The 19,079-nt window shown below is 64.9% G+C and carries 14 protein-coding genes; 8 read left to right on the top strand and 6 right to left on the bottom strand.

Going from position 1 to position 19,079, the window contains the following annotated elements; genetic code table 11:
- Positions 1-13: 13 nt before the first annotated feature.
- The gene (locus tag JG746_RS30515; protein WP_202356110.1) at positions 14-1,342 is read right to left on the bottom strand and encodes an O-antigen ligase family protein; all 1,329 of its coding nucleotides are present in this window, start codon (positions 1,340-1,342) and stop codon (positions 14-16) included.
- Positions 1,311-2,309, bottom strand: a complete 999-nt coding sequence (locus tag JG746_RS30510; protein ID WP_202356109.1) for a glycosyltransferase family 2 protein — start codon at positions 2,307-2,309, stop codon at positions 1,311-1,313. Before JG746_RS30510 ends, JG746_RS30515 begins: the two co-directional genes overlap by 32 nt.
- Positions 2,310-2,480: 171 nt before the next feature.
- Here JG746_RS30510 and JG746_RS30505 point away from each other — a divergent pair, with 171 nt between their 5' ends.
- The 3 genes from JG746_RS30505 to JG746_RS30495 are packed head-to-tail and all read left to right on the top strand — an operon-like array spanning position 2,481 to position 5,367.
- Complete coding sequence (locus JG746_RS30505; RefSeq protein ID WP_202356108.1) at positions 2,481-3,653, top strand: glycosyltransferase; 1,173 nt, start codon at positions 2,481-2,483, stop codon at positions 3,651-3,653.
- Entirely contained in the window at positions 3,650-4,444 is a 795-nt protein-coding gene (locus JG746_RS30500; RefSeq protein WP_202356107.1) for a WecB/TagA/CpsF family glycosyltransferase, read from the top strand. The genes JG746_RS30505 and JG746_RS30500 overlap by 4 nt, the downstream gene beginning before the upstream one ends.
- Entirely contained in the window at positions 4,441-5,367 is a 927-nt protein-coding gene (locus tag JG746_RS30495; RefSeq protein ID WP_202356106.1) for a DUF6492 family protein, read from the top strand. The genes JG746_RS30500 and JG746_RS30495 overlap by 4 nt, the downstream gene beginning before the upstream one ends.
- A 2-nt stretch (positions 5,368-5,369) precedes the next feature.
- On the opposite strand, the gene JG746_RS30490 is transcribed toward JG746_RS30495, so the two are convergent.
- Positions 5,370-6,665 (bottom strand): lipopolysaccharide biosynthesis protein, encoded by a 1,296-nt coding sequence (locus JG746_RS30490; protein ID WP_202356105.1) that lies wholly within the window; start codon positions 6,663-6,665, stop codon positions 5,370-5,372.
- 199 nt (positions 6,666-6,864) lie between these two features.
- Here JG746_RS30490 and JG746_RS30485 point away from each other — a divergent pair, with 199 nt between their 5' ends.
- The 5 genes from JG746_RS30485 (at position 6,865) to JG746_RS30465 (ending at position 14,871) form a co-directional block, all read left to right on the top strand.
- Positions 6,865-9,420, top strand: a complete 2,556-nt coding sequence (locus tag JG746_RS30485) for a GumC family protein (RefSeq protein WP_202356104.1) — start codon at positions 6,865-6,867, stop codon at positions 9,418-9,420.
- Positions 9,421-9,603: 183 nt separating this feature from the next.
- Entirely contained in the window at positions 9,604-10,503 is a 900-nt protein-coding gene (gene folD / locus JG746_RS30480; protein ID WP_202356103.1) for a bifunctional methylenetetrahydrofolate dehydrogenase/methenyltetrahydrofolate cyclohydrolase FolD, read from the top strand.
- 28 nt (positions 10,504-10,531) lie between these two features.
- Positions 10,532-11,530, top strand: a complete 999-nt coding sequence (locus tag JG746_RS30475; RefSeq protein WP_446721225.1) for a GlxA family transcriptional regulator — start codon at positions 10,532-10,534, stop codon at positions 11,528-11,530.
- Between the two features lie 186 nt (positions 11,531-11,716).
- On the top strand, positions 11,717-13,117 hold the full coding sequence (locus JG746_RS30470; RefSeq protein WP_202356101.1) for a TPR end-of-group domain-containing protein: 1,401 nt from the start codon (positions 11,717-11,719) through the stop codon (positions 13,115-13,117).
- Between the two features lie 86 nt (positions 13,118-13,203).
- Positions 13,204-14,871 carry a vWA domain-containing protein gene (locus JG746_RS30465; protein WP_202356100.1) on the top strand — a complete coding sequence of 556 codons (1,668 nt, stop codon included), beginning with the start codon at positions 13,204-13,206 and terminating at the stop codon, positions 14,869-14,871.
- 60 nt (positions 14,872-14,931) lie between these two features.
- Here JG746_RS30465 and edd read toward each other — a convergent pair whose 3' ends face one another.
- The 3 genes from edd to zwf form a co-directional block, all read right to left on the bottom strand.
- Positions 14,932-16,755 carry a phosphogluconate dehydratase gene (gene edd, locus JG746_RS30460; protein WP_202356099.1) on the bottom strand — a complete coding sequence of 608 codons (1,824 nt, stop codon included), beginning with the start codon at positions 16,753-16,755 and terminating at the stop codon, positions 14,932-14,934.
- 70 nt (positions 16,756-16,825) lie between these two features.
- Positions 16,826-17,542, bottom strand: coding sequence for a 6-phosphogluconolactonase (gene pgl / locus JG746_RS30455; RefSeq protein ID WP_202356098.1), 717 nt, complete (start codon positions 17,540-17,542; stop codon positions 16,826-16,828).
- Positions 17,524-18,993 (bottom strand): glucose-6-phosphate dehydrogenase, encoded by a 1,470-nt coding sequence (gene zwf / locus JG746_RS30450; RefSeq protein WP_202356097.1) that lies wholly within the window; start codon positions 18,991-18,993, stop codon positions 17,524-17,526. Before zwf ends, pgl begins: the two co-directional genes overlap by 19 nt.
- Between the last annotated feature and the right edge of the window lie 86 nt (positions 18,994-19,079).

Genomic DNA, 19,079 nt, shown 5'->3' with positions numbered 1-19,079 from the left:
GGGGAAGCCCCTGTCAGGCTGGCCGGGAAAGACTGCGCACCGCGATCGGCCGCAGCGACACCTGCCTCAGGCCAAGCACGCCGAGCACGAAGAACAGCCAGACCGGGTCGCCGCGATGGAAGAAGAAGCTTTCGAGGAAAGCATTGAGCGCGGTGAACAGCACCACCATCATGAAGAAGTCGCCGAGATAGATGTTTTCCTTGCGCAGCGGAATGCGCATGTAGTCGCGCAGCGGCGCGATCAGGAAAGTGTAGACCGCCACGCAAAGGGCAGGGATGCCCATCAGCACGGCGATGTCGAGATAGCCGTCATGGCCGTGCACGATGGTCCGGATGTCCCACGGCCTATCGAAGGGCTGGTCCTGGTTGAGCAGCAGCGGCGTGCCCCAGAAACTCTCATAGCCGTAGCCGGTCCATGGCTTCTTCGCCAGCATCGAGCCGGCGAACTCCCACAGCGTCGTGCGCCCGGTATAGGTCAGGTCGGGGAAATAGATCGCCGCCAGATGCTTCACCGGCGGCAGGAAGACGATGCCCAGCGTGCCGACTGCGGTGGCGATGATCGCCAGCGCAAACAGGATCGGCGTGCCGAGCCGCATGCCCATCAGGCTCGGAAACATCACGATCAGGATCGAGAACGGCACCAGGCCGGCAGTGGTCTTGGAGCCGGTGTGCAGCATGAAGATCATCGCCGCGCAGAAGATGCCCGCGCCCCACCAGCGTTGCCCGCGCCGGTAGAGATAGAGGCCGGCGAAACTGAAGCAGGCCATGATCGGGCCGGCGATGTTCTTGTGGGTGAACACGCCGCGCCAAAGGCCGGCATGCTCGGGCTCCTGGGAATCGGCCGTGTGCAGCGCTTCGTGCGGGAAGACGATCAGGCCGACATAGGAAAGTCCCATCACCACCACGGCGGTGAAGATGATCACTTTCGAAAAGGACTCGGCATCGCGCGGCAGCGCCAGGATCGTTGCCATGGTCAGGATGCCGATCATGGTGAAGGACGCGGCGCGCATCGCCGAGGGCGGGTCTGTCGCCAGCACGACCGACAGGAAAAAGAAGCCCAACATCAGCACCCAGGACGGGCTGAGCAGCGAGCGCACGATGCGCGGATCGGCAAAGGCCAGCAGCGAGAAGATCGAAATGGCGCCGAGTGAACCGAAGCCGAGCTGGTTGACGATGTCGCCGCCGTCGCCGGTAAGTTCGGCACCGGCCGGCTGGAACGGGCGGAAGGACACCATGATGACGGTGAACAGCAGTGCGGCGACAGCCGTCGCCACGCCGTCGCGCGTGAACGCGTCGCTGAGCGGGGCGCGCTCAGTTTTTCTCGGGCTGGCGATACTGCTCATTGGCATATCCGAATTCGGCCAACACGCGGCCGAGCGCCACATGGACGGGGTAGATGGCGATCGCCGGCGATCCGGTCCGTGCCAGCCGGATCAGGCCGCGAAACGGCGCGGCGGCAAGCAGCGCCAGGCTCTTCGCGAACACCTTGGCGCCGGCCAGCGGCGTGCCGGCGCGCTTCTTCTTCTCGACCAGTGTCGAGATGACGCCGTTGCGCAGGCTGCGGGCGCGGATCCAGTCGGCCGCGACGCGCCGCGCCGGGACGGTCTCGCGAACCTTGGCCTCCGCGCACCAGCCGAGCACAAAGCCTCTTTGCGCCGACCGGCTGAGAAAGTCGGAATCGCCGCCGCCCATGAAATTGAACTTCAGGTCGAGGAAGGGCGGTCCCATGGCGACCAGCACGTTGCGCCCGACCAGAAGATTGCCGGACGAATAGAGCGCCGGCACGCGCCCGGTTTCCCGGTAGGGCGGCGCGAACACCGGATGCTCGGCCCATCTCACATGGGCAGCGTCTGCGAAGACGGGCACCTGCGGGCCGCCGACAATATCGGCGCCGAGCGTCTCGGCAGCCGTGCACATGCGTTCCAGCCAGTGCGGATCGGCGATCTCGTCATCGTCGATGACCAGCAGATGCCTGAAGTTGGGAAAGTGCAGAACCGCCGCCTGCCAGCCGGCATTGTAGGCGCTGCAATTGCCGCGCTCATGCGCGATGATGACCATCCCCGGCATCTCGCCGTGCTCCAACAGCGGCAGCACCGCCTTGGCGCCTTCCCGCGCCTCGGCTTCGTTCTCCATGACGATGACGGCAAAGCGCCTGCCGGTCCGCTGGGCGCGCAGCGACGCCAGCGTTTCCAGCACCTGTTCGGGCCGCTTGAAGGTCGGCAAGGTGACGACCGCTTCGACAGCCTCGACGTTAAGCCGGGGAGACCGTCCAGCGATCGATACCGAACCATCCGATGGCAAAGGGATCATCCGTGTCCAGCCACATGGTGAGTCGCGCTCTGGTAGCACCACGATGATAAGGTTTCGTTAATCACCTTGCGCGGAGAGGCCCGCCAGGCAGGGGCTTTCGGGCACTGACCGTGCTCGCTTAATCAAGGGTTCACCGCGCTTTGCTACCGGCTACACCACAGGATAGGTGAGATGCATCTGCTGTTCGCCACATCGATCGTGCCCGATGGCGCTCTCGCCTCGGGCTACGAGATCGCCAATGCCGCGATCATCGCTGCTTTGCGGCGCGCTGGCGCGCGCGTCACGGTCATAGGCTTCACCTGGCCCGGGAAGGCCGCGGCCGACCCGGAAGACACCGTGGTGCTGGGTGCGATCGACGTGCGCACCGAAAGCGCTTCTGCCCTGCAAAAGCTCGCCTGGGTCGGCAAGGCAATGCTGTCGGGCCTTACCTTCGCGTCGGTCAAGCTGCGCGCGGTGTCCGACCGCGATGTCCAGGCCGCTCTCGAACGAGCCGGTCCGTTCGATGGCTATGTGTTGAATTCCGTGCAGTTCGCCGGCGCCTTCGAAAAGCTCTTCAAAGACAAGCCTTCGATCTTCGTCGCCCACAATGTCGAGCATCTTTCGGCGCGGGAGAACGCGGCTGCCGCCGGTAGTCTGTTCCAGCGCCTGCTGTTCAGCCGTGAGGCAAGGCTGCTAAAGATCGTGGAAGAGCGTCTCTGCCGCCGCGCGCGCTTTGTCTTCACGCTCGCCGAGGAAGACCGCGCGGCACTCGGCGTCGCCTCCGATGACCGCTCGGCGGCGTTGCCCCTGGTGACCGGCGCCAAAGCGCCAGGTCGGAATGGCCCGCGCCGGATCGACTGCGACGCCGCGTTGATCGGCACCTGGACCTGGCAGCCGAACCGCATCGGCCTCGACTGGTTTCTGGGAAAGGTGGTGCCGCATCTGCGTCCCGATTTCCGCATCCGCATTGCCGGCCACATACCGTCCGGTATCACCTCGACACATCCGGGCGTCGCGTTTGTCGGCCGTGTCCCTGATGCCACGTCCTTCGTGTCGGGTGCTGCCGTCATTCCGCTGATCAGCACCGCCGGCAGCGGCGTGCAGTTGAAGACCATCGAGACCTTCGAGCTCGGCCTGCCTTCGGTCGCCACCAGCCGCTCGCTGCGCGGCATCGAGCATCGCCCCGACAATTGCGTCGTCTCCGACGATCCGGCCGGTTTCGCCAGGGCCCTGGAGGCTGCGGCGACCGATATCAGGGACGTCGATGGCGGCGCCTTCCATCGCCAGCAGGTCAAGGCACTGGATGTCGCCATCCGGCATGGCTTGGAAAAACTCGGGGCCGTCAGGCAGGAGGTGTTTGCATGAACATGCACACCGCCCGCGCCGCCTTCGGGCTCGACAGGTTGAAGACGATCCTCGGCATTTCGGTGCTTGCCATCCGCTGGGACGATGCCGTCGCCCTGTTGAACCGGCTGATCGCCGAGCGGCGCTTCACCAAGGTCAGCTTCCTCAACGCCCACAATGCTAACATCGCCTGTTCGGACCCCGACTTCGCCGAGGCGCTCGACGATTTCCTCATCCTGCCGGACGGCATCGGCGTCGATCTCGCGGCAAAGCTTCTCTATGGCGCGCCGTTTCCGGACAATCTCAACGGCACCGATTTCGTGCCGGCCTTCCTGCAGGCCTCGACGCGGCCGCTGACCGTGGGGTTGCTCGGCGCGACGCGCGTCAACGCCGAGGCCGCGTCGGTCAAGCTGGCGGCCCTTGCCGTGCAGCACAATTTCGTGGTCATTCATGACGGCTATTTCTCCGCCGCGCAGGAGCCGGAGATCATCGGCCGGATCGCGGCGTTGCGGCCCGACATGCTGCTGGTCGCCATGGGCGTTCCGCGCCAGGAACTGTGGATCGCACGCCATATCGACGAACGCCACTGCACGATGCCGGTCGCGGTCGGCGCGCTGCTCGACTTCCTGAGCGGCTCGGTGCCGCGCGCGCCGCTATGGATGCGCCGCCTGCGCCTGGAATGGCTGTTCAGGCTGGCAGTCGAGCCGGCCCGGCTCTGGCGCCGCTACGTGGTCGGCAATCCAGTGTTCCTGTGGCGGGTCGTCAAGCAGAGATGGTCGCGTGGCGCGCAAACGGCCGGAGAGCGCCGTTGAACAAAAGGTTCGTTCCAGACACCCTTGCCGGCCCCGGCTTGCTGCCGAAGACGCCGACGGCGGCCGTGGTGACGGCGAGCTACGCGCCGGATTTCGAGCGCTGCCGCTTGTTGTGCGAGACGCTTGACCGGCATGTTTCCGGGGCCGCGCACCACTACATCCTGGTCGAACACCGCGATGTCGCGCTCTTCCGTCAGTTGGAGACCAGCCGGCGCACTGTTGTCGACGAGCGAGACCTGCTGCCGCGCTGGCTGCGCGCTTTCGACGACCCGCTCAGCCTGTTTCGCCGGCGCGTCTGGCTCAGCCTGAAAACGCAGCCGCTGCGCGGCTGGCACGTGCAGCAATTGCGCCGCATCGCCATCGCGGCGCATGCCAGGGAAGACGTTCTGGTCTTCTGCGATTCCGACGTCGCGTTCCTGAAGGCGTTCGACTGCTCGGTTTTCTGGCGTGACGGCAAAGTGCGGCTGTTCCGCCGCGACGGCGTGCTTGCCGATGGCGGTCACGACGAGCATCGCATCTGGTCGCGCAATGCGGGTTCCGCGCTCGGCATCGACTCGTCGCGGACGTCGGCTCACGACTATATCTCGACCCTGATCGCCTGGCGCCGCGACACCGTGCTTGCCATGTGCGGCCAGATCGAGAAGGCCCATGGCCGCGACTGGGTCGAAGTCGTCGGCTCGGCACGCAAATTCTCCGAATGCATGATCTATGGCCGCTATGTCGACGATCTGCTGGACGGCGGCGGGCACTTCCACGGTTCGGAGGAATTCTGCCGCGTCCACTGGACGGGCGAGGCGTTGTCGGACGATGAGTTCCGCCGCTTCGTTGCCGGCATGGCGCCGGAGCAGGTGGCGATCGGCATGCAATCCTTCATCGGCACCGATATCGGCCGCATCCGCCGCCTGATCGGATTGGCTGGCTGAATTTAGATCGCCTTCGCGGGCCTGCGCAGCGCCGAATAGGTCAGCAGCATCGAGGCGAGATAGAGCAGCAGGAAGACGATGTTGAGCGACAGCACCAGCGTCGACGTATCGGCGATGGTGGTCAGCACATAGGTCAAAAGCAGCGCCTTCAGCGCGGCGAGCAGGCCGAGATTGAGCGCCCGCACCGCTGTCTGGCCGCGCGCGAACAGAAGCTCCGCCTGGTATTCGACCAGATTGCGCAGCCCCGGAACGCAGATCGCCAACGCCACCAGCGGCGCGGCCTCGGAGACGTTTCTGCCGAGCGCGTTGGGGAAGAAATGCAGCACGATGCCGAGCGCCAGCAGCGCCAGCGTCGAAACCAGGAAGACACCGCCCTCGATGCCGCTCTTGACCGCCAGCCGCGACAAGAGGTCCGGCGCGCGCATCATGCGCTGCACCAGCATCATCGAGAAGGTGCGGATCGGGATCGCGGTCAGGTCGACCAGCCGCATGATGATGGCATAGATGCCGGCCAGATGCGGGCCGCCGATCGCCAGCACCAGCAGCTTGTCGAATTCCGACTGCAGGTAGAACAGCACTTCGGCGCCGGCGACGTAGATGGAATCGGCAAGCCGCCGCAGATACAGTTCGATGCGCAGCCGCAGTCTTTGGCGCGGATAGAACCAGCCGAAAGCCACAACCAGCGAGACGGCGTTGGCGCCGATATAGAACCACGACCATGCCCAGATGCTGTGCTGCGCCGAGACCATGAACAGCACCGCGCCAAGCGCCCGCAGCGCCGTTGCAAGGATTGCCAGTATGGCGGCGCGGCCGAACTTGCTCAGCCCGTTGTTGACGATCAGCGCTACCTCCACCGGCCGCCACAACAGCGCTTCGGCGAACACGATTGCCGAAAACACCGACAGCGGCACGGTGCCGGCGAAGAAGATCAGGTAGACGCCGAACGAGGCTGCGGCCAGGAGCGGCAGCGAGACGATGCCGAGCAGCAGGAAGCCGGCGGTGAAGGTGCCGATCAGATTGGGGCGGATGGTGGCGGTACGATAGAGTGCCGAGATGAAACCGAAGGCCAGGATCCGCGACAGCATCACGCCGGCCGCCGATGCGGTGGCGAACATGCCGAATTCGGAGATGGACAAAGTGTTGGCGAGCGCGATGAAATAGGCCAGCGAAAACACCAATCGCCCGCCGGCGCCGCTGATCGCCGAAAAATAGTCGCGCACCAGCCCCCGTCGCTCGGCCACGAAAGTGCCGATCCGGGCGAAACTACGCCTTTGCGGTATGCCGCGAGCTTCGGTCATATCTGGGGAAGCCATAGGCGGGAAAGCTTAACGTGCCGTTCTGGGGCCCGGATGCGCTGAAATTCCAGCGCTTGAGGTTATGAAAAGCTTACCCACTGGCCGGCCAAAATTAACCTTTTGTTTCCTATGCTTGTTTAGCGTGGTTTAACGAATAGCCGACCGCCGCTGCCCAGCGGCCAAAGAGTGAAGCTCCAAGAACATGGTCGACAGGGAAAACCGTGAGGACTGGAGGCGCGAGCGTTCCTTGCTGGCGCTCGGCCAGGCCATGCGCGGTGAGGATGACGCATCCCTGGTCTCGATAGGCGATCGCGCGGATTCGGCATGGCGCGAGGATGCCGCCACGCGCCACCGCCTTGCCCGCTCGCAGCGTGAGGCGCGGGCGAACCCAACGCAGTCCGCCGCCGGGGCAGGGCGGTTATCGCCGGACGAGCCGCCGGAAGCGGCTGCACGGGACGACACCTGGCGCTCACAGGCGGACGCCGACACCGGCGATCTGCCGCCGGCCAAGCCGTACTCAAGGCAGTCTTTTGAAGAATCTTCCCTCAGCACTCGCCCGGATGACACCTCTGGATCCCGCCGTCAGGGCGGAGCGGATGCATCCTCCGGCGATCGCGCAGACGATCAGCAGTGGAAGCCGCTGATCGATCCGATGCAGGTGGTGCGCGGCATTGCCAGGTCGAAATTGCTGATCATCACGACCACACTGATCGGTGCTGGGCTCGGCATCGCGATCGCGCTGTCGACGCCGAAGAAGTATGAATCGATGACCGAATTGGTCGTCGATCCGCGCGACCTGAAACTCTCGGACCGTGATCTCACCCAGATGGCGGTTGTTCCCGACGCGACACTCGTCAATGTCGAAAACCAGATCAGATTGCTGACCTCGGGCACGGTGCTGGGCAAGGTCGTCAACAAGCTCAATCTTGCCGACGACCCGGAGTTCAATGGCCAAGGCACGGGCGGTCTGGGTGTCATGTCACTGATCCGCTCGATCCTGTTGCGCCACGACGGACCGGGCGGTGGCGATGAACCGCGTCGCCTGTCGCTTGCCGTCGGCAATCTGGCCGAAAGCCTTTCGGTAGAGCGCGCGGGCAAGACCTCCACGATCGTGATCGGCGTCACCACGCAGAACGCCCAGAAATCGGCGCTGATCGCGGAAACGATGACGGATGTCTTTCTGCAGACCTCGGGTGAATTTCAATCCCTCACCGCCGGCCGGGCCAACAACGAATTGACGGCGAAACTTGAGGAGATGCGCAAAAGCGTCGAGACGGCCGAGCGCAAGGTCGAGGATTTCAGGGCCACGCACGACCTTGTCGACGCGCAGGGCCACCTGATCAGCGATGATCAAATGCTCAAGGTCAACGAGCAACTGTCCGTTGCTCGTGCCCGCACTGCGGAGCTGAACGCCCGCGCTGCCTCTGCCCGCTCGATCAATGTCAATTCGGTGCTCGGCGGTACGTTGCCGGAAGAAATCAATTCCAACACGATGAGCGATCTGCGCGCCCAATATGCCACGCTCAAGCAGGAGGCGGATCGAGCGGCGGTCCGGCTGGGTCCGCGTCATCCCGAACTCCAGGCGCTCAACGCGCAGATTGCCGGGGCGCGCGATCGCATTGCCGCGGAACTCAGCCGCATCGCCTCGTCGCTGCAGGTTGACCTGAAACGCTCGATCCAGGTCCAACAGGACTTGGCGTCGCAACTGGCGCAGATGAAGGTCCGTAGCGGCGACGTCAACAGCGACCTCGTTTCGATGCGCGAACTGGAGCGCGACGCCGCGGCCAAGCGCTCGGTCTATGAACAATATCTGCTGCGCGCCAAGGAAATTGGCGAGCAGAAGGGTATCAATACCGCCAATATGACCGTCATCTCGCCGCCCTCCGTTCCGCTTGAGCCGAACGGTCCATCGCGGGTCGTGATGGCGCTTGCCGGCCTGTTCCTGGGCTTTGCCTCCGGAATTGGCCTCGGCGCCATGCGTGGCGCCTATGAAAGCTTGCGTGAGACAGCGACATCGCGTTCGCGCCGCGACCGCAAGGCGCCTGTGGAAGAGCAGGCATTCCGGGCAGCGCCGCCGCCCGCGCCACCAATTCCGGCAGCGCCGGTGCCGCCGGCGCCACCCCCGCCGCCTGTACCGCCGCCGCCCTTGGTACAGGCCGAAGCTGCCCCCGCCGAACGGCCTGGGCGCATCGCCGGGCTGATGGCGAGACTGCGCAACGCCGTATCCCGCAAGCCATCCACCGAGGCGGACGATAACAGTGAATTCACAGCCTTCGGCGGCAATGTGCGGCCGGCGGATGCTGTCGCGCCCTCCGGTTTCCCGAACCCGGAGTCCTCCTTCATGCCGCGGTCGTCGGACTATGCGCGGCCGCATTTCCCGCCAGGCTTCGATGCCACCTATTCCCAGCCGATGGGGCCGCCGTCGCGGTCGCCGATAATGCCGCTGCAGCCGCTCTATCCGCCGCCGCCATCCTATCCCTCTGCACAGCAGGCGGGCTATCCGCCGCCTTGGCAGGCGCCGCCGGCAGGCAGCCCCTACGCCCAGGGCACCGCGCCCTATGCCGGGCATATGCCGTACCCGCCGCAGCCCGCGCCGCCGCAGTCACCGGCCTATTCAACCCAGCCGCCGGCCGAGCCTTCGCAGGTTGAGGAAACCGCCGAACAGGCGCCGATCGAGGAAATCCGCGCCAGCCTGCGCGATTTCCGCGAGGCGGTGCGCGAACTCACCGAGAGCCGCGCCCGCCGCCGCTACTTCTGAGCCACAAGATACGTCGACGAGGCCGAACAAAACCATCCTGGTTTTCGCGTAAACGGCATGGGACGGCGCTTTGACGGGATTGCGTGCCGGAATTTTCGTGACAATGCCGCGCTGCATGTTGCCGGCGCCAGGACATTGCGGTCTCGAAAGCGGCGTCGGGCGAAACAGGGTTGAGGATGGTTCATGGCCGAAGTGATTGACGGAAAGAGCGTTGCCGAGGATGTGGTGCGGAAGGTCAAGGCGCTGACCGCCGAGCTGGTCGCCAAGGGCAAGGCCAAGCCCGGTCTCGCCGTGGTCATCGTCGGCGAGGATCCGGCGAGCCAGGTCTATGTCGCGTCCAAGTCGCGCACGGCCAAGGAATGCGGCTTTCATTCGCTCCAGCACACGCTGCCGGCCGAAACTTCCCAAGAGGCGCTGCTCAAGATCATCGGCGACCTCAACGCTGACCCCGCCATCAACGGCATCCTGGTGCAGCTGCCGCTGCCTGCCCATATCGATGCCGGCAAGATCATCCAGACGATCGCGCCGGAGAAGGATGTCGACGGCTTCCATTTCATCAATGTCGGCAAGCTCGGCACGGGCGAACTCGACACCGCCTTCGTTCCCTGCACGCCAGCCGGCTCGATGCTCCTGATCGAGCGCGTGCGCGGCAAGGACCTGTCCGGCCTCAACGCCGTCGTCGTCGGCCGCTCCAACATCGTCGGCAAGCCGATGGCCAATCTGCTGCTGGCCGCCAACTGCACCGTCACCATCGCCCACAGCCGCACCAAGGACCTGCCGGCGCTTGCCCGCACCGCCGACATTCTTGTCGCCGCTGTCGGCCGGCCGGAAATGATCAAGGGGGATTGGGTGAAGCCCGGCGCCACCGTCATTGACGTCGGCATCAACCGCATTCCGGCGCCCGAGAAGGGCGAGGGCAAGTCGCGCCTCGTCGGCGATGTCGCCTATGCCGAGGCGGCCAAGGCAGCCGGCGCCATCACGCCGGTGCCCGGCGGTGTCGGGCCGATGACCATTGCCATGCTGATGGCCAATACGTTAGCTTCTGCCTACCTTGCGGCCGGATTGAAGCGGCCCTCCTTCTGAGCCCGGGTTGACCCTGAAAGCGCCAGTTTTGCCGAACCCCACCATTTCCCCGGAACGGCCGGTCGTGACTGATCCCGTTCAAGGTGGCCGGCAGTTCGCCTTTCTGCTGGTCGACAAGTTTTCCATGTTCTCGCTGGCCGCCGCGATCGACACGTTCCGTTCGGCGAACCGCCTGCTCGGCCGCGATTTCTATGGCTGGACGACGGTGTCGGCCGATGGCGATCCGGTGATGGCGTCCAATGGCCTGCCGCTCAAGATCGACTACAGCGTCGCCGACCTGCCGCCTGTCGACATTCTCTTCGTCTCGGTCGGCCTGACGACCGAATTTCCCGGCAAGAGCAAGGTTCTGGCGGCCCTGCGCAGCTGGGGCCGCCGCGGCAACGCGCTTGGCGCGCTGTCGGTCGGGTCCTATCTGCTGGCCGAGGCCGGCCAGCTCGACGGTTACCGCTGCACCATCCATTGGGAAAATCGTGCCGGCTTCATGGAGCGCTTCCCCGACATCAACTGCACCGGAAATGTCTTCGAGATCGACCGCAAGCGCTACACCTGCGCCGGCGGCACCACCTCGATCGACCTGATGCTGGAGATCGTGCGCGGCGATTTTGGCTCGAACCTTGCCAATGGCGTCGCCAACCAGTTCCAGCATGAGCGCATTCGCTCGGCCGGAGACCGCCAGCGCGTCGGGCCGGAACGCGACCTGACCGGCAAGTCGGAGAAGCTGAGGCGCATCGTCGAACTGATGGCCGATCATCTCGACGAACCGCTCTCGGCGGTGCAACTCGCCAAGTCGGCCGGTCTTTCGGTGCGCCAGGTGGAGCGCCTGTTCCTGCGCCACCTCAATGTCACGCCGGGCCGCTACTACATGCGGCTGCGGCTGGAGCGGGCGCGCGAATTGCTGCGCCAGACCAATATGCCGATCCTCGACGTGGCGATCGCGACCGGCTTCACTTCGCATTCCTATTTCGCCCAGAGCTATCGGCTGCAGTTCGGCAGGCCTCCCTCGGAAGAGCGCCGCACCACCTACTGAGCCGCTTGGAAGCAGCGCAAACGCCCCCACCTTTTCGCCGGGTTGAAACCCGCGATAGGCCAAGCAATGCTGTCCGCCGGCAGGGCCGTCGGCGGCATCGAAGCACTGATGTCGATGGCGATGCTAGTCCAGCCTGGTGTTGGAGGGCATCAGGCGAATGCGGGCAGATACGGGCATTAGGGGACAATGGCCTTGACGAGCAAGCGCGACCGTCGCCTTCGCGACTGGAAGGAAATTGCCGCGTTCTTCGGACGTGACGAGCGCACGGTGCGGCGCTGGGAGCAACAGCGCGGGCTGCCTGTGCACCGCATTTCCGGCGGCGCCAGGAGCCTGGTGTTTGCCTATACGGACGAGTTCGAAACGTGGCTGCGTGGCGGTGAGCCGATCGCATCCGATGACGCCGAGCACCTGGTCGAGGAACCGGTCGCGCCGCCCTTGGCTGCGATTGCGCAGATGACGGCCCCAGCCGCTTCTGCCGGATTTTCGAAATGGCCCCAAATCTCGCTGCTCGCTTTTGGTGCGGCTGGATTGGTGTTGCTCGCGGTCGCCGGCACGCTGGCCATGCAACATGTCGATCCATCCCCGGCACGGATCATCTACCGCCCGGATTCCCGGGTCCAGGATCTCTACCTCGACGCCGTCTATCATCTCGGCACCCGACAGGCCGATGGCTTCACCCATGCGATCCAGCTGCTGACCGAGGTGACGACGCTCGACCCGAATTATGCCGATGCCTATGTCAAACTGGCCGAGGCCTACAACACGATCAGCCAGTTCACGCTGATGCCGGCCAACGAGGCCTATCCACGCGCCGTCGCCGCCGCCGAACGAGCGATCGCGCTCGACCCCGACAATGCCGGCGCCTATGCCGCCCTTGCCTTCACCACCTTCTACTGGACGAAGGATTTCCAGCGATCGAGGGAGTTGTTCGAGCGTGCCATCCGGCTCGATCCGAATGCCGCGCAGACCCACCATTGGTACGCTCTGACCCTTATGGTGACAGGCGAGACCGCCACCCCCTTGTCCGAGATCGGCAAGGCCCAGGCGCTGAACCCGGAATCGCGCGCCATCATCGCCAACAAGGCGCTCATCCTGTTTTATGCCGGCCGGGTCGATGATGCCGTGATGATCCTGCAGCAGCTGGCCAAGGCCGAACCGAATTTACGGTCTCCGCCCGAATATCTGGCCACCATCTATCTCGATCAGGGCCGCTTCACCGATTTCCTGCGCGAATACCGGCGCGCCGCCGGGATCGCCAACAACAGCGCACGCCTGGCCATTGCCGACGCCGCCGAGAAAGGCTTGCGCGAGGCCGGCGGCGAGGGACTGTTGTCGGCCATGTATGGCGAGCAGATCCGCCAGTATGAAAGGAACCTGGAGCCCGCCTACAAGGTGGCGTGCACGGCGGCGATGCTGGGGCGCAACGACGAGGCGATCCGCTACCTCGAAGAGGCGATGCGGCGCAAGGAGGACGATATGCTGGGCATCCGCATCGAGCCAGCCTTCAAGGGGTTGCGGGCCGATGCCCGATATCGCGCCATCGTCGAGCATGAGGGCTTCAGGCCGGCCCCGCCGGTTGGCGCCTGAGCCACATGGCTGCGTCCGGGCTTGTGTCCCGACACGCGCTCAAATAGTTTTGGGTCGCAGGCGGGGCGGCTACTCAGGAGATTTTGATGGTGGGATTGTCACGGAGCATCGCTGCGGCGATCCTCCTTTTGTCGATGACGACGTTCGGCTTTGCCGCAAACAAGGTCATCATCATTCTCGACGCTTCCGGCTCGATGTGGGCGCAGATCGACGGAAAGCCCAAGCTCGAAATCGCCAGGGAATCGCTGAGGACCGTGCTTCAATCGGTTCCCGCCGACGATGAGATCGGCTTCATGGCCTACGGCCACCGCGAAAAAGGCAGCTGCGAGGACATTCAGCTGATCGTGCCGCCCCAGGCGGGCTCGGCAAGCGCCATCACGGATGCCGCCGACAGTCTGAAATTCCTCGGCAAGACGCCGTTGACGGCGGCCGTCAAGCAGGCGGCCGAAGCGCTGAAATACACCGAGGACAAGGCAACCGTCGTCCTCATCACCGATGGGCTCGAGACCTGCGGCGGCGACCCGTGCGCGCTGGGCAAGGAACTCGAGGCATCCGGCGTCGACTTCACCGCCGACGTCGTCGGCTTTGGATTGACGGCCGACGAGGGCAAGCAGATCGCGTGCCTGGCTGAAAACACCGGCGGCAAGTACATCCAGGCCTCCGACGAGAAGGCGCTGCAGGAAGCGCTGGTCGAAACCGTCGCTGCACCGGCACCAGCTCCGGCCCCGGCTCCCGAACCAGCCCCGGCTCCCGCGCCTGCACCGAAAGCGGCCGAGGTCGACTACAACCTCATTCCCCAGGCATTCTTGAAAGAGGGCGGCGAGGTACCGAAGATCGACGTCTACTATGAAGTCTTTCCGGACGATGCCAAGGGTGTCGGTGGAGACCATGTCAACGACGGCTACAACGCTGTCAAATTCCACGTTCCCGCTGGCAACTATATCGTCGTCGCCTCGAGTGGTGCCGCCAAGGCGCAGCAGAAGGTCACGCTGACGGCGGACAAGGCAACCGAACTCGCACTCAATTTGAACGCCGCCGAACTCTCGATCCATGCCCGACCGGCGCCGGGGGCCGAAGTCGACCGCAATGCGCAGATCAGCATCGCCTATCCCGGCGGCACCTCGGACAGCAACTACGGCGAGGTCAAGTACGTCGTTCCGGCCGGCGAGACCAAGGTCACCGTGAAGCTTGGAGCCGGCGAGGCAAGCGAGACCATGCAGCTTGCCGCCGGCCAGGTCGTCGACAAGGACATCATCGTCGGCGTCGGCAAGGCCAAGGCCAACGCCTTCTACACCCAGGGCGGCGAGAAGGCCGAAACCGATGTGGGTTGGAAAGTGTACAAGGCCGCCAAGAAGCTCGACGGCACCCGAGATCAGGTGACCTACGCCTACGGCCCCGACAGCCAGTTCGATCTGCCTCCGGGCGACTATGTGATGGGCGTCGATGTGCAGGCCGTGTCCACGGAACAGCCTTTCAGCGTGACGGTCGGGCAGATGACCGATGTCAACGTGACGCTGAACGCGGGCGTGCTGGCTGTCGACGCGCCGGGCGCGGACGGCTTCAAGATCTTCGAGGCCAAGAAGAACATCCAGGGCGAGCGCAAGCAGGTCACCTACGCCTACGGGGAAAAGATGCAGACCACGCTGGCGGCGGGCGACTACGTGCTCGTGACCAATTTCACCACCGACAAGGCCGACAAGGAAACGCCTTTCACGGTCAAGGCCGGCGAGCGGAGCGAGCTCAAGGTAGAGTAGCTCCAGCAGGACACGCAAAAAGGGCGGCTCAAGGCCGCCCTTTTTATTTGACCAGAAAACTCAGGCCGTCCCGAAAGCGCTGGCGCCATGGTCGGCGCGGCCCACCAGCTGCCGGAAGCCGGCGAAAAGCTCGCGGCCGAAGCCGAATTCGTTGCCGATGAGATCGGCTTCGGCGGTGCGGCGCAGCGCGAATTCGGTTCCCGGCACCAGCACCTCCAGCGTTCCTGCATCGGCGTCGAGGCGGATGATGTCGCCGTCATGGATCCTGGCGATCGGTCCGTCCTCGACCGCCTCCGGCGTCACATGGATCGCCGCCGGCACCTTGCCGGAGGCGCCGGACATGCGTCCGTCGGTGACCAGTGCGACGCGCTGGCCGCGGTCCTGCAGGATGCCGAGCACGGTGGTCAGCTTGTGCAATTCCGGCATGCCGTTGGCCTTGGGGCCCTGGAAGCGGATGACGGCGATGAAATCACCGGTCAGTGTGCCCGCCTTGAACGCCTCGTTCAGGCCCTGCTGGCTGTCGAACACCTTGGCCGGCGCCTCGATGATGCGCCGTTCCGGCTTGACGGCGGACGTCTTGATGACGGCGTGGCCGAGATTGCCGGCCAGCACCTTCAGGCCGCCTGTCGGCTGGAAGGCCTTGTGGAACGGCGCCAGCACCTTTTCGTCGCCGCTGGCCTGCGGCGAGGCCTCGCGCACCACGGAGCCATCGGCGCCGAGCTTGGCCTCAACCGCATAGGGGCGCAAGCCTTCACCCCACACCGTCTGCACGTCCTCGTGCAGGACGCCCTCGTCGAGCAGTTCGCGGATCAGGAAGCCGAGCCCCCCGGCGGCATGGAAATGGTTCACATCGGCAAGCCCGTTCGGATAGACGCGGGCCAGGAGCGGCACAGCTTCCGAGAGGTCGGAAATGTCCTGCCAGGTCAGCGCGATGCCGGCTGCCGCCGCCATGGCGATCAGGTGGATGGTGTGGTTGGTAGAGCCGCCGGTGGCATGCAGGCCAACGACGCCGTTGACGATCGAACGCTCGTCGATCATCCGCCCGACCGGCGTATAGGCATTGCCGAGCGCGGTGATGGCGAGTGCGCGTTTCGTCGCTTCGCGGGTCAGGGCCTCACGCAGCGGCGTGCCGGGATTGACGAAGGAGGCGCCCGGCGTGTGCAGGCCCATGATTTCCATCAGCATCTGGTTGGAGTTCGCGGTGCCGTAGAAGGTGCAGGTGCCCGGCCCATGGTAGGATTTGGACTCGGCTTCCAGCAATTCGGCGCGCCCCGCCTTGCCCTCGGCATAGAGCTGGCGGACCTTGGCCTTCTCGTCGTTGGGCAGGCCGGTCGTCATCGGTCCGGCCGGAATGAACACCGCCGGCAGATGGCCGAAGGTGAGTGCCGCGATCACCAGTCCCGGTACGATCTTGTCGCAAACGCCGAGAAAAACGGCGGCGTCGAACATGTTATGCGACAGGCCGATCGCCGCCGACATGGCGATCACGTCGCGCGAAAACAGCGACAGCTCCATGCCGGGCTGGCCCTGCGTGACGCCGTCGCACATCGCCGGCACGCCACCGGCCACCTGGGCGATGCCGCCGGCCTCGCGCGCGGCTTCCTTGATCAGGGCAGGGTAGGTCTCGAAGGGCTGATGCGCCGACAGCATGTCGTTGTAGGAGGTGATGATGCCGAGATTGGGCACCTTGTCGCCGCCGAGCGCCAGCTTTTCCGAGGGGCTGCACACCGCAAAGCCGTGCGCGAGGTTGCCGCAGGACAGCACCGACCGGTTGGCGGTCTGGTTCGACGCTTCGGCGATACGGCCGAGATAGCGCTCGCGGCCCACCTTCGAACGTTGGCGGATGCGTTCCGTGATGGCTTCGATGTCGCGTCTTGCGGTCATGGCGGTCGGTCCTTTCAAGCGAGGTCCCGGAAACATCCTCCCGCCGTTGCCGGGACCACTAAACATAAAATCAAGGCGCCCAGAAAACCTCTACGGGCCTGGGAGCGGCGTCGAGCACGGCACGGATCGGCTTTCGCGGGCCGGTCGCGACCGCGCCGTCGAAGGCGGTGCGCTTGTCCTCTCCCTCTATGTGCAGCGCGATGAAGCCTGCATCGATGATGCGCGCCAGCGTCAGGGTCAGCCGCGGCTCGCCCGCACTGGCCGCGTGAACCGGCAGGATGATCCTGTCCGAGGCCGGATCGAGCAGCTTGGCCAGATCGTCGGCGTCGGGAAAGAACGAGGCGGTGTGGCCGTCCGGCCCCATGCCGAGCACCACGACATCGAGCGGCCAGGGCAGGGAGCGCAGTGCGGCATCGTCCGATGCCGCCGCATCCTCGATGCCTGACGCCTCATGGTAGAGCGGCACGAAGCGCGCGGCTTTGGCCGCATTCTGCAAGAGATTGGCGGCCACCAGCCCGGCATTGGAGCGCGGCGAGGAGGCCGGCACGAAACGCTCGTCGACCAGCGTCACGATCACCTTGTCCCAGGCGATCGGCGCCGTTGAGAGGGCAGCGAAGAATTTTGCCGGCGTGGTGCCGCCGGAGACGGCGAGCACCGCCGTGCCGCGCTCGGCGATCGCCTTCACCAGGCGATCGGCCACGCGGCCGGCCAGCGCCGCGGCCAGTTGCGGCCGGTCGGGGAAAGCGTTCCAGTTGTAGCTGGCGCCGTTCAATTGCTCTCGTGCCATGTCCGCCCGTCACGTTCGATCAGTGCTATCGAGGCCGACGGCCCCCAAGTGCCCGCCGTATAGCCCTGTGCTTCCTGCTTGGCGCCTTCCCAGGCATTCTGGATCGGGTCGATCCATTTCCACGCCGCCTCGACCTCGTCGCGGCGCATGAACAGCGTCTGGTTGCCGCGGATGACGTCCATGATCAGCCGTTCATAGGCGTCCGGCGCGCGGCCGTCGAAGGATTGCGCGAAGCTCATGTCAAGCGAGATCTGGCGCAGCCGCATGCCGCCCGGACCTGGATCCTTGATCATGATGAACTGCTTGACGCCTTCGTCGGGCTGCAGCCGGATGACCAGCTGGTTGGCGAAGATCGGCCCGGCGCTGTCGCCGAAGATCGAATGCGGGATCGGCTTGAACTCGATGACGATTTCCGAAACCCGGGTCGCCAGCCGCTTGCCGGTCCTGAGGTAGAACGGCACGCCCGCCCAGCGCCAGGTGCCGATCTCGGCCTTGATGGCGACGAAGGTCTCGGTGTTGCTGTCCTTGCCGAGCTCCTCGACATAGCCTTTGACCGGCCCGCCGGCGGAGGCGCCGGCGCGGTACTGGCCGCGCACTGTGTGCTTCGGCGCTTCGTTGCCGTTGATGCGTTTCAGCGCCCGCAGCACTTTCAGCTTCTCGTCGCGCACGGCGTCGGCGTCCATCGACGACGGCGCCTCCATGGCGACGAGGCAGAGCAGCTGCAGCATGTGGTTCTGCACCATGTCGCGCAGCGCGCCGGCCTTGTCGTAGTAGGTGACGCGGTCTTCCAGGCCGACGGTCTCGGCGACCGTGATCTGTACGTGGTCGATATGGGCGGAGTTCCAGAGCGGCTCATAGAGCGCATTGGCAAAGCGCAGCGCCATCAGGTTCTGCACCGTCTCCTTGCCGAGATAGTGGTCGATGCGGAAGATCTGGCTTTCGTGGAAGTCGTCGCCGACCAGATCGTTGAGCGCCCGCGCCGAGGCAAGGTCGCGACCGATCGGCTTCTCCAGCACGATGCGCGAGTTCGGCGTGATCAGCTTGTGTTCTTTGAGCTTGTGCGAGATATCGCCGAACAGCGCCGGCGCCACCGCCAGGTAGAAGGCGCGGATGTTCTCGCTCTCGCCGATCGCCTTCTTCAACTTGTCGAAGCCGGCGCCGCTCGTCGCATCGGCCGAGACATAGGAAAGCCGCGCCAGGAAGGTTTTCAGCTCCTTGGCGTCGATGTCGGCCGGCTTGACGTGATCGGAGATCGCCTGGCTGGCGAAGGCCCGGAATTCCTCGTCGCTCATTTTCGAGCGCGATGTGCCGATGATGCGCGTCGGCTCGGAGAATTGATGGTCGCGCTGGCGATAATAGAGCGACGGCAGAAGCTTGCGTTCCGACAGGTCGCCGGTGCCGCCGAAAATGATGAAGTCGAAAGGGTCGACGGGAATGATCTGGCTGGTCATGGTCTGTCCGCTTTGACGCCGGTCGCGAGTACGCGGCTGATATATTCTAATCGATTTAAATTTTCCAGTGCCATGGTGTCACATCG

This window comes from Mesorhizobium sp. 113-3-3, assembly GCF_016756495.1.
In the GTDB taxonomy this organism is placed as follows: Bacteria; Pseudomonadota; Alphaproteobacteria; order Rhizobiales; family Rhizobiaceae; genus Mesorhizobium.
This window is presented reverse-complemented; position numbering and strand designations above follow the sequence as displayed.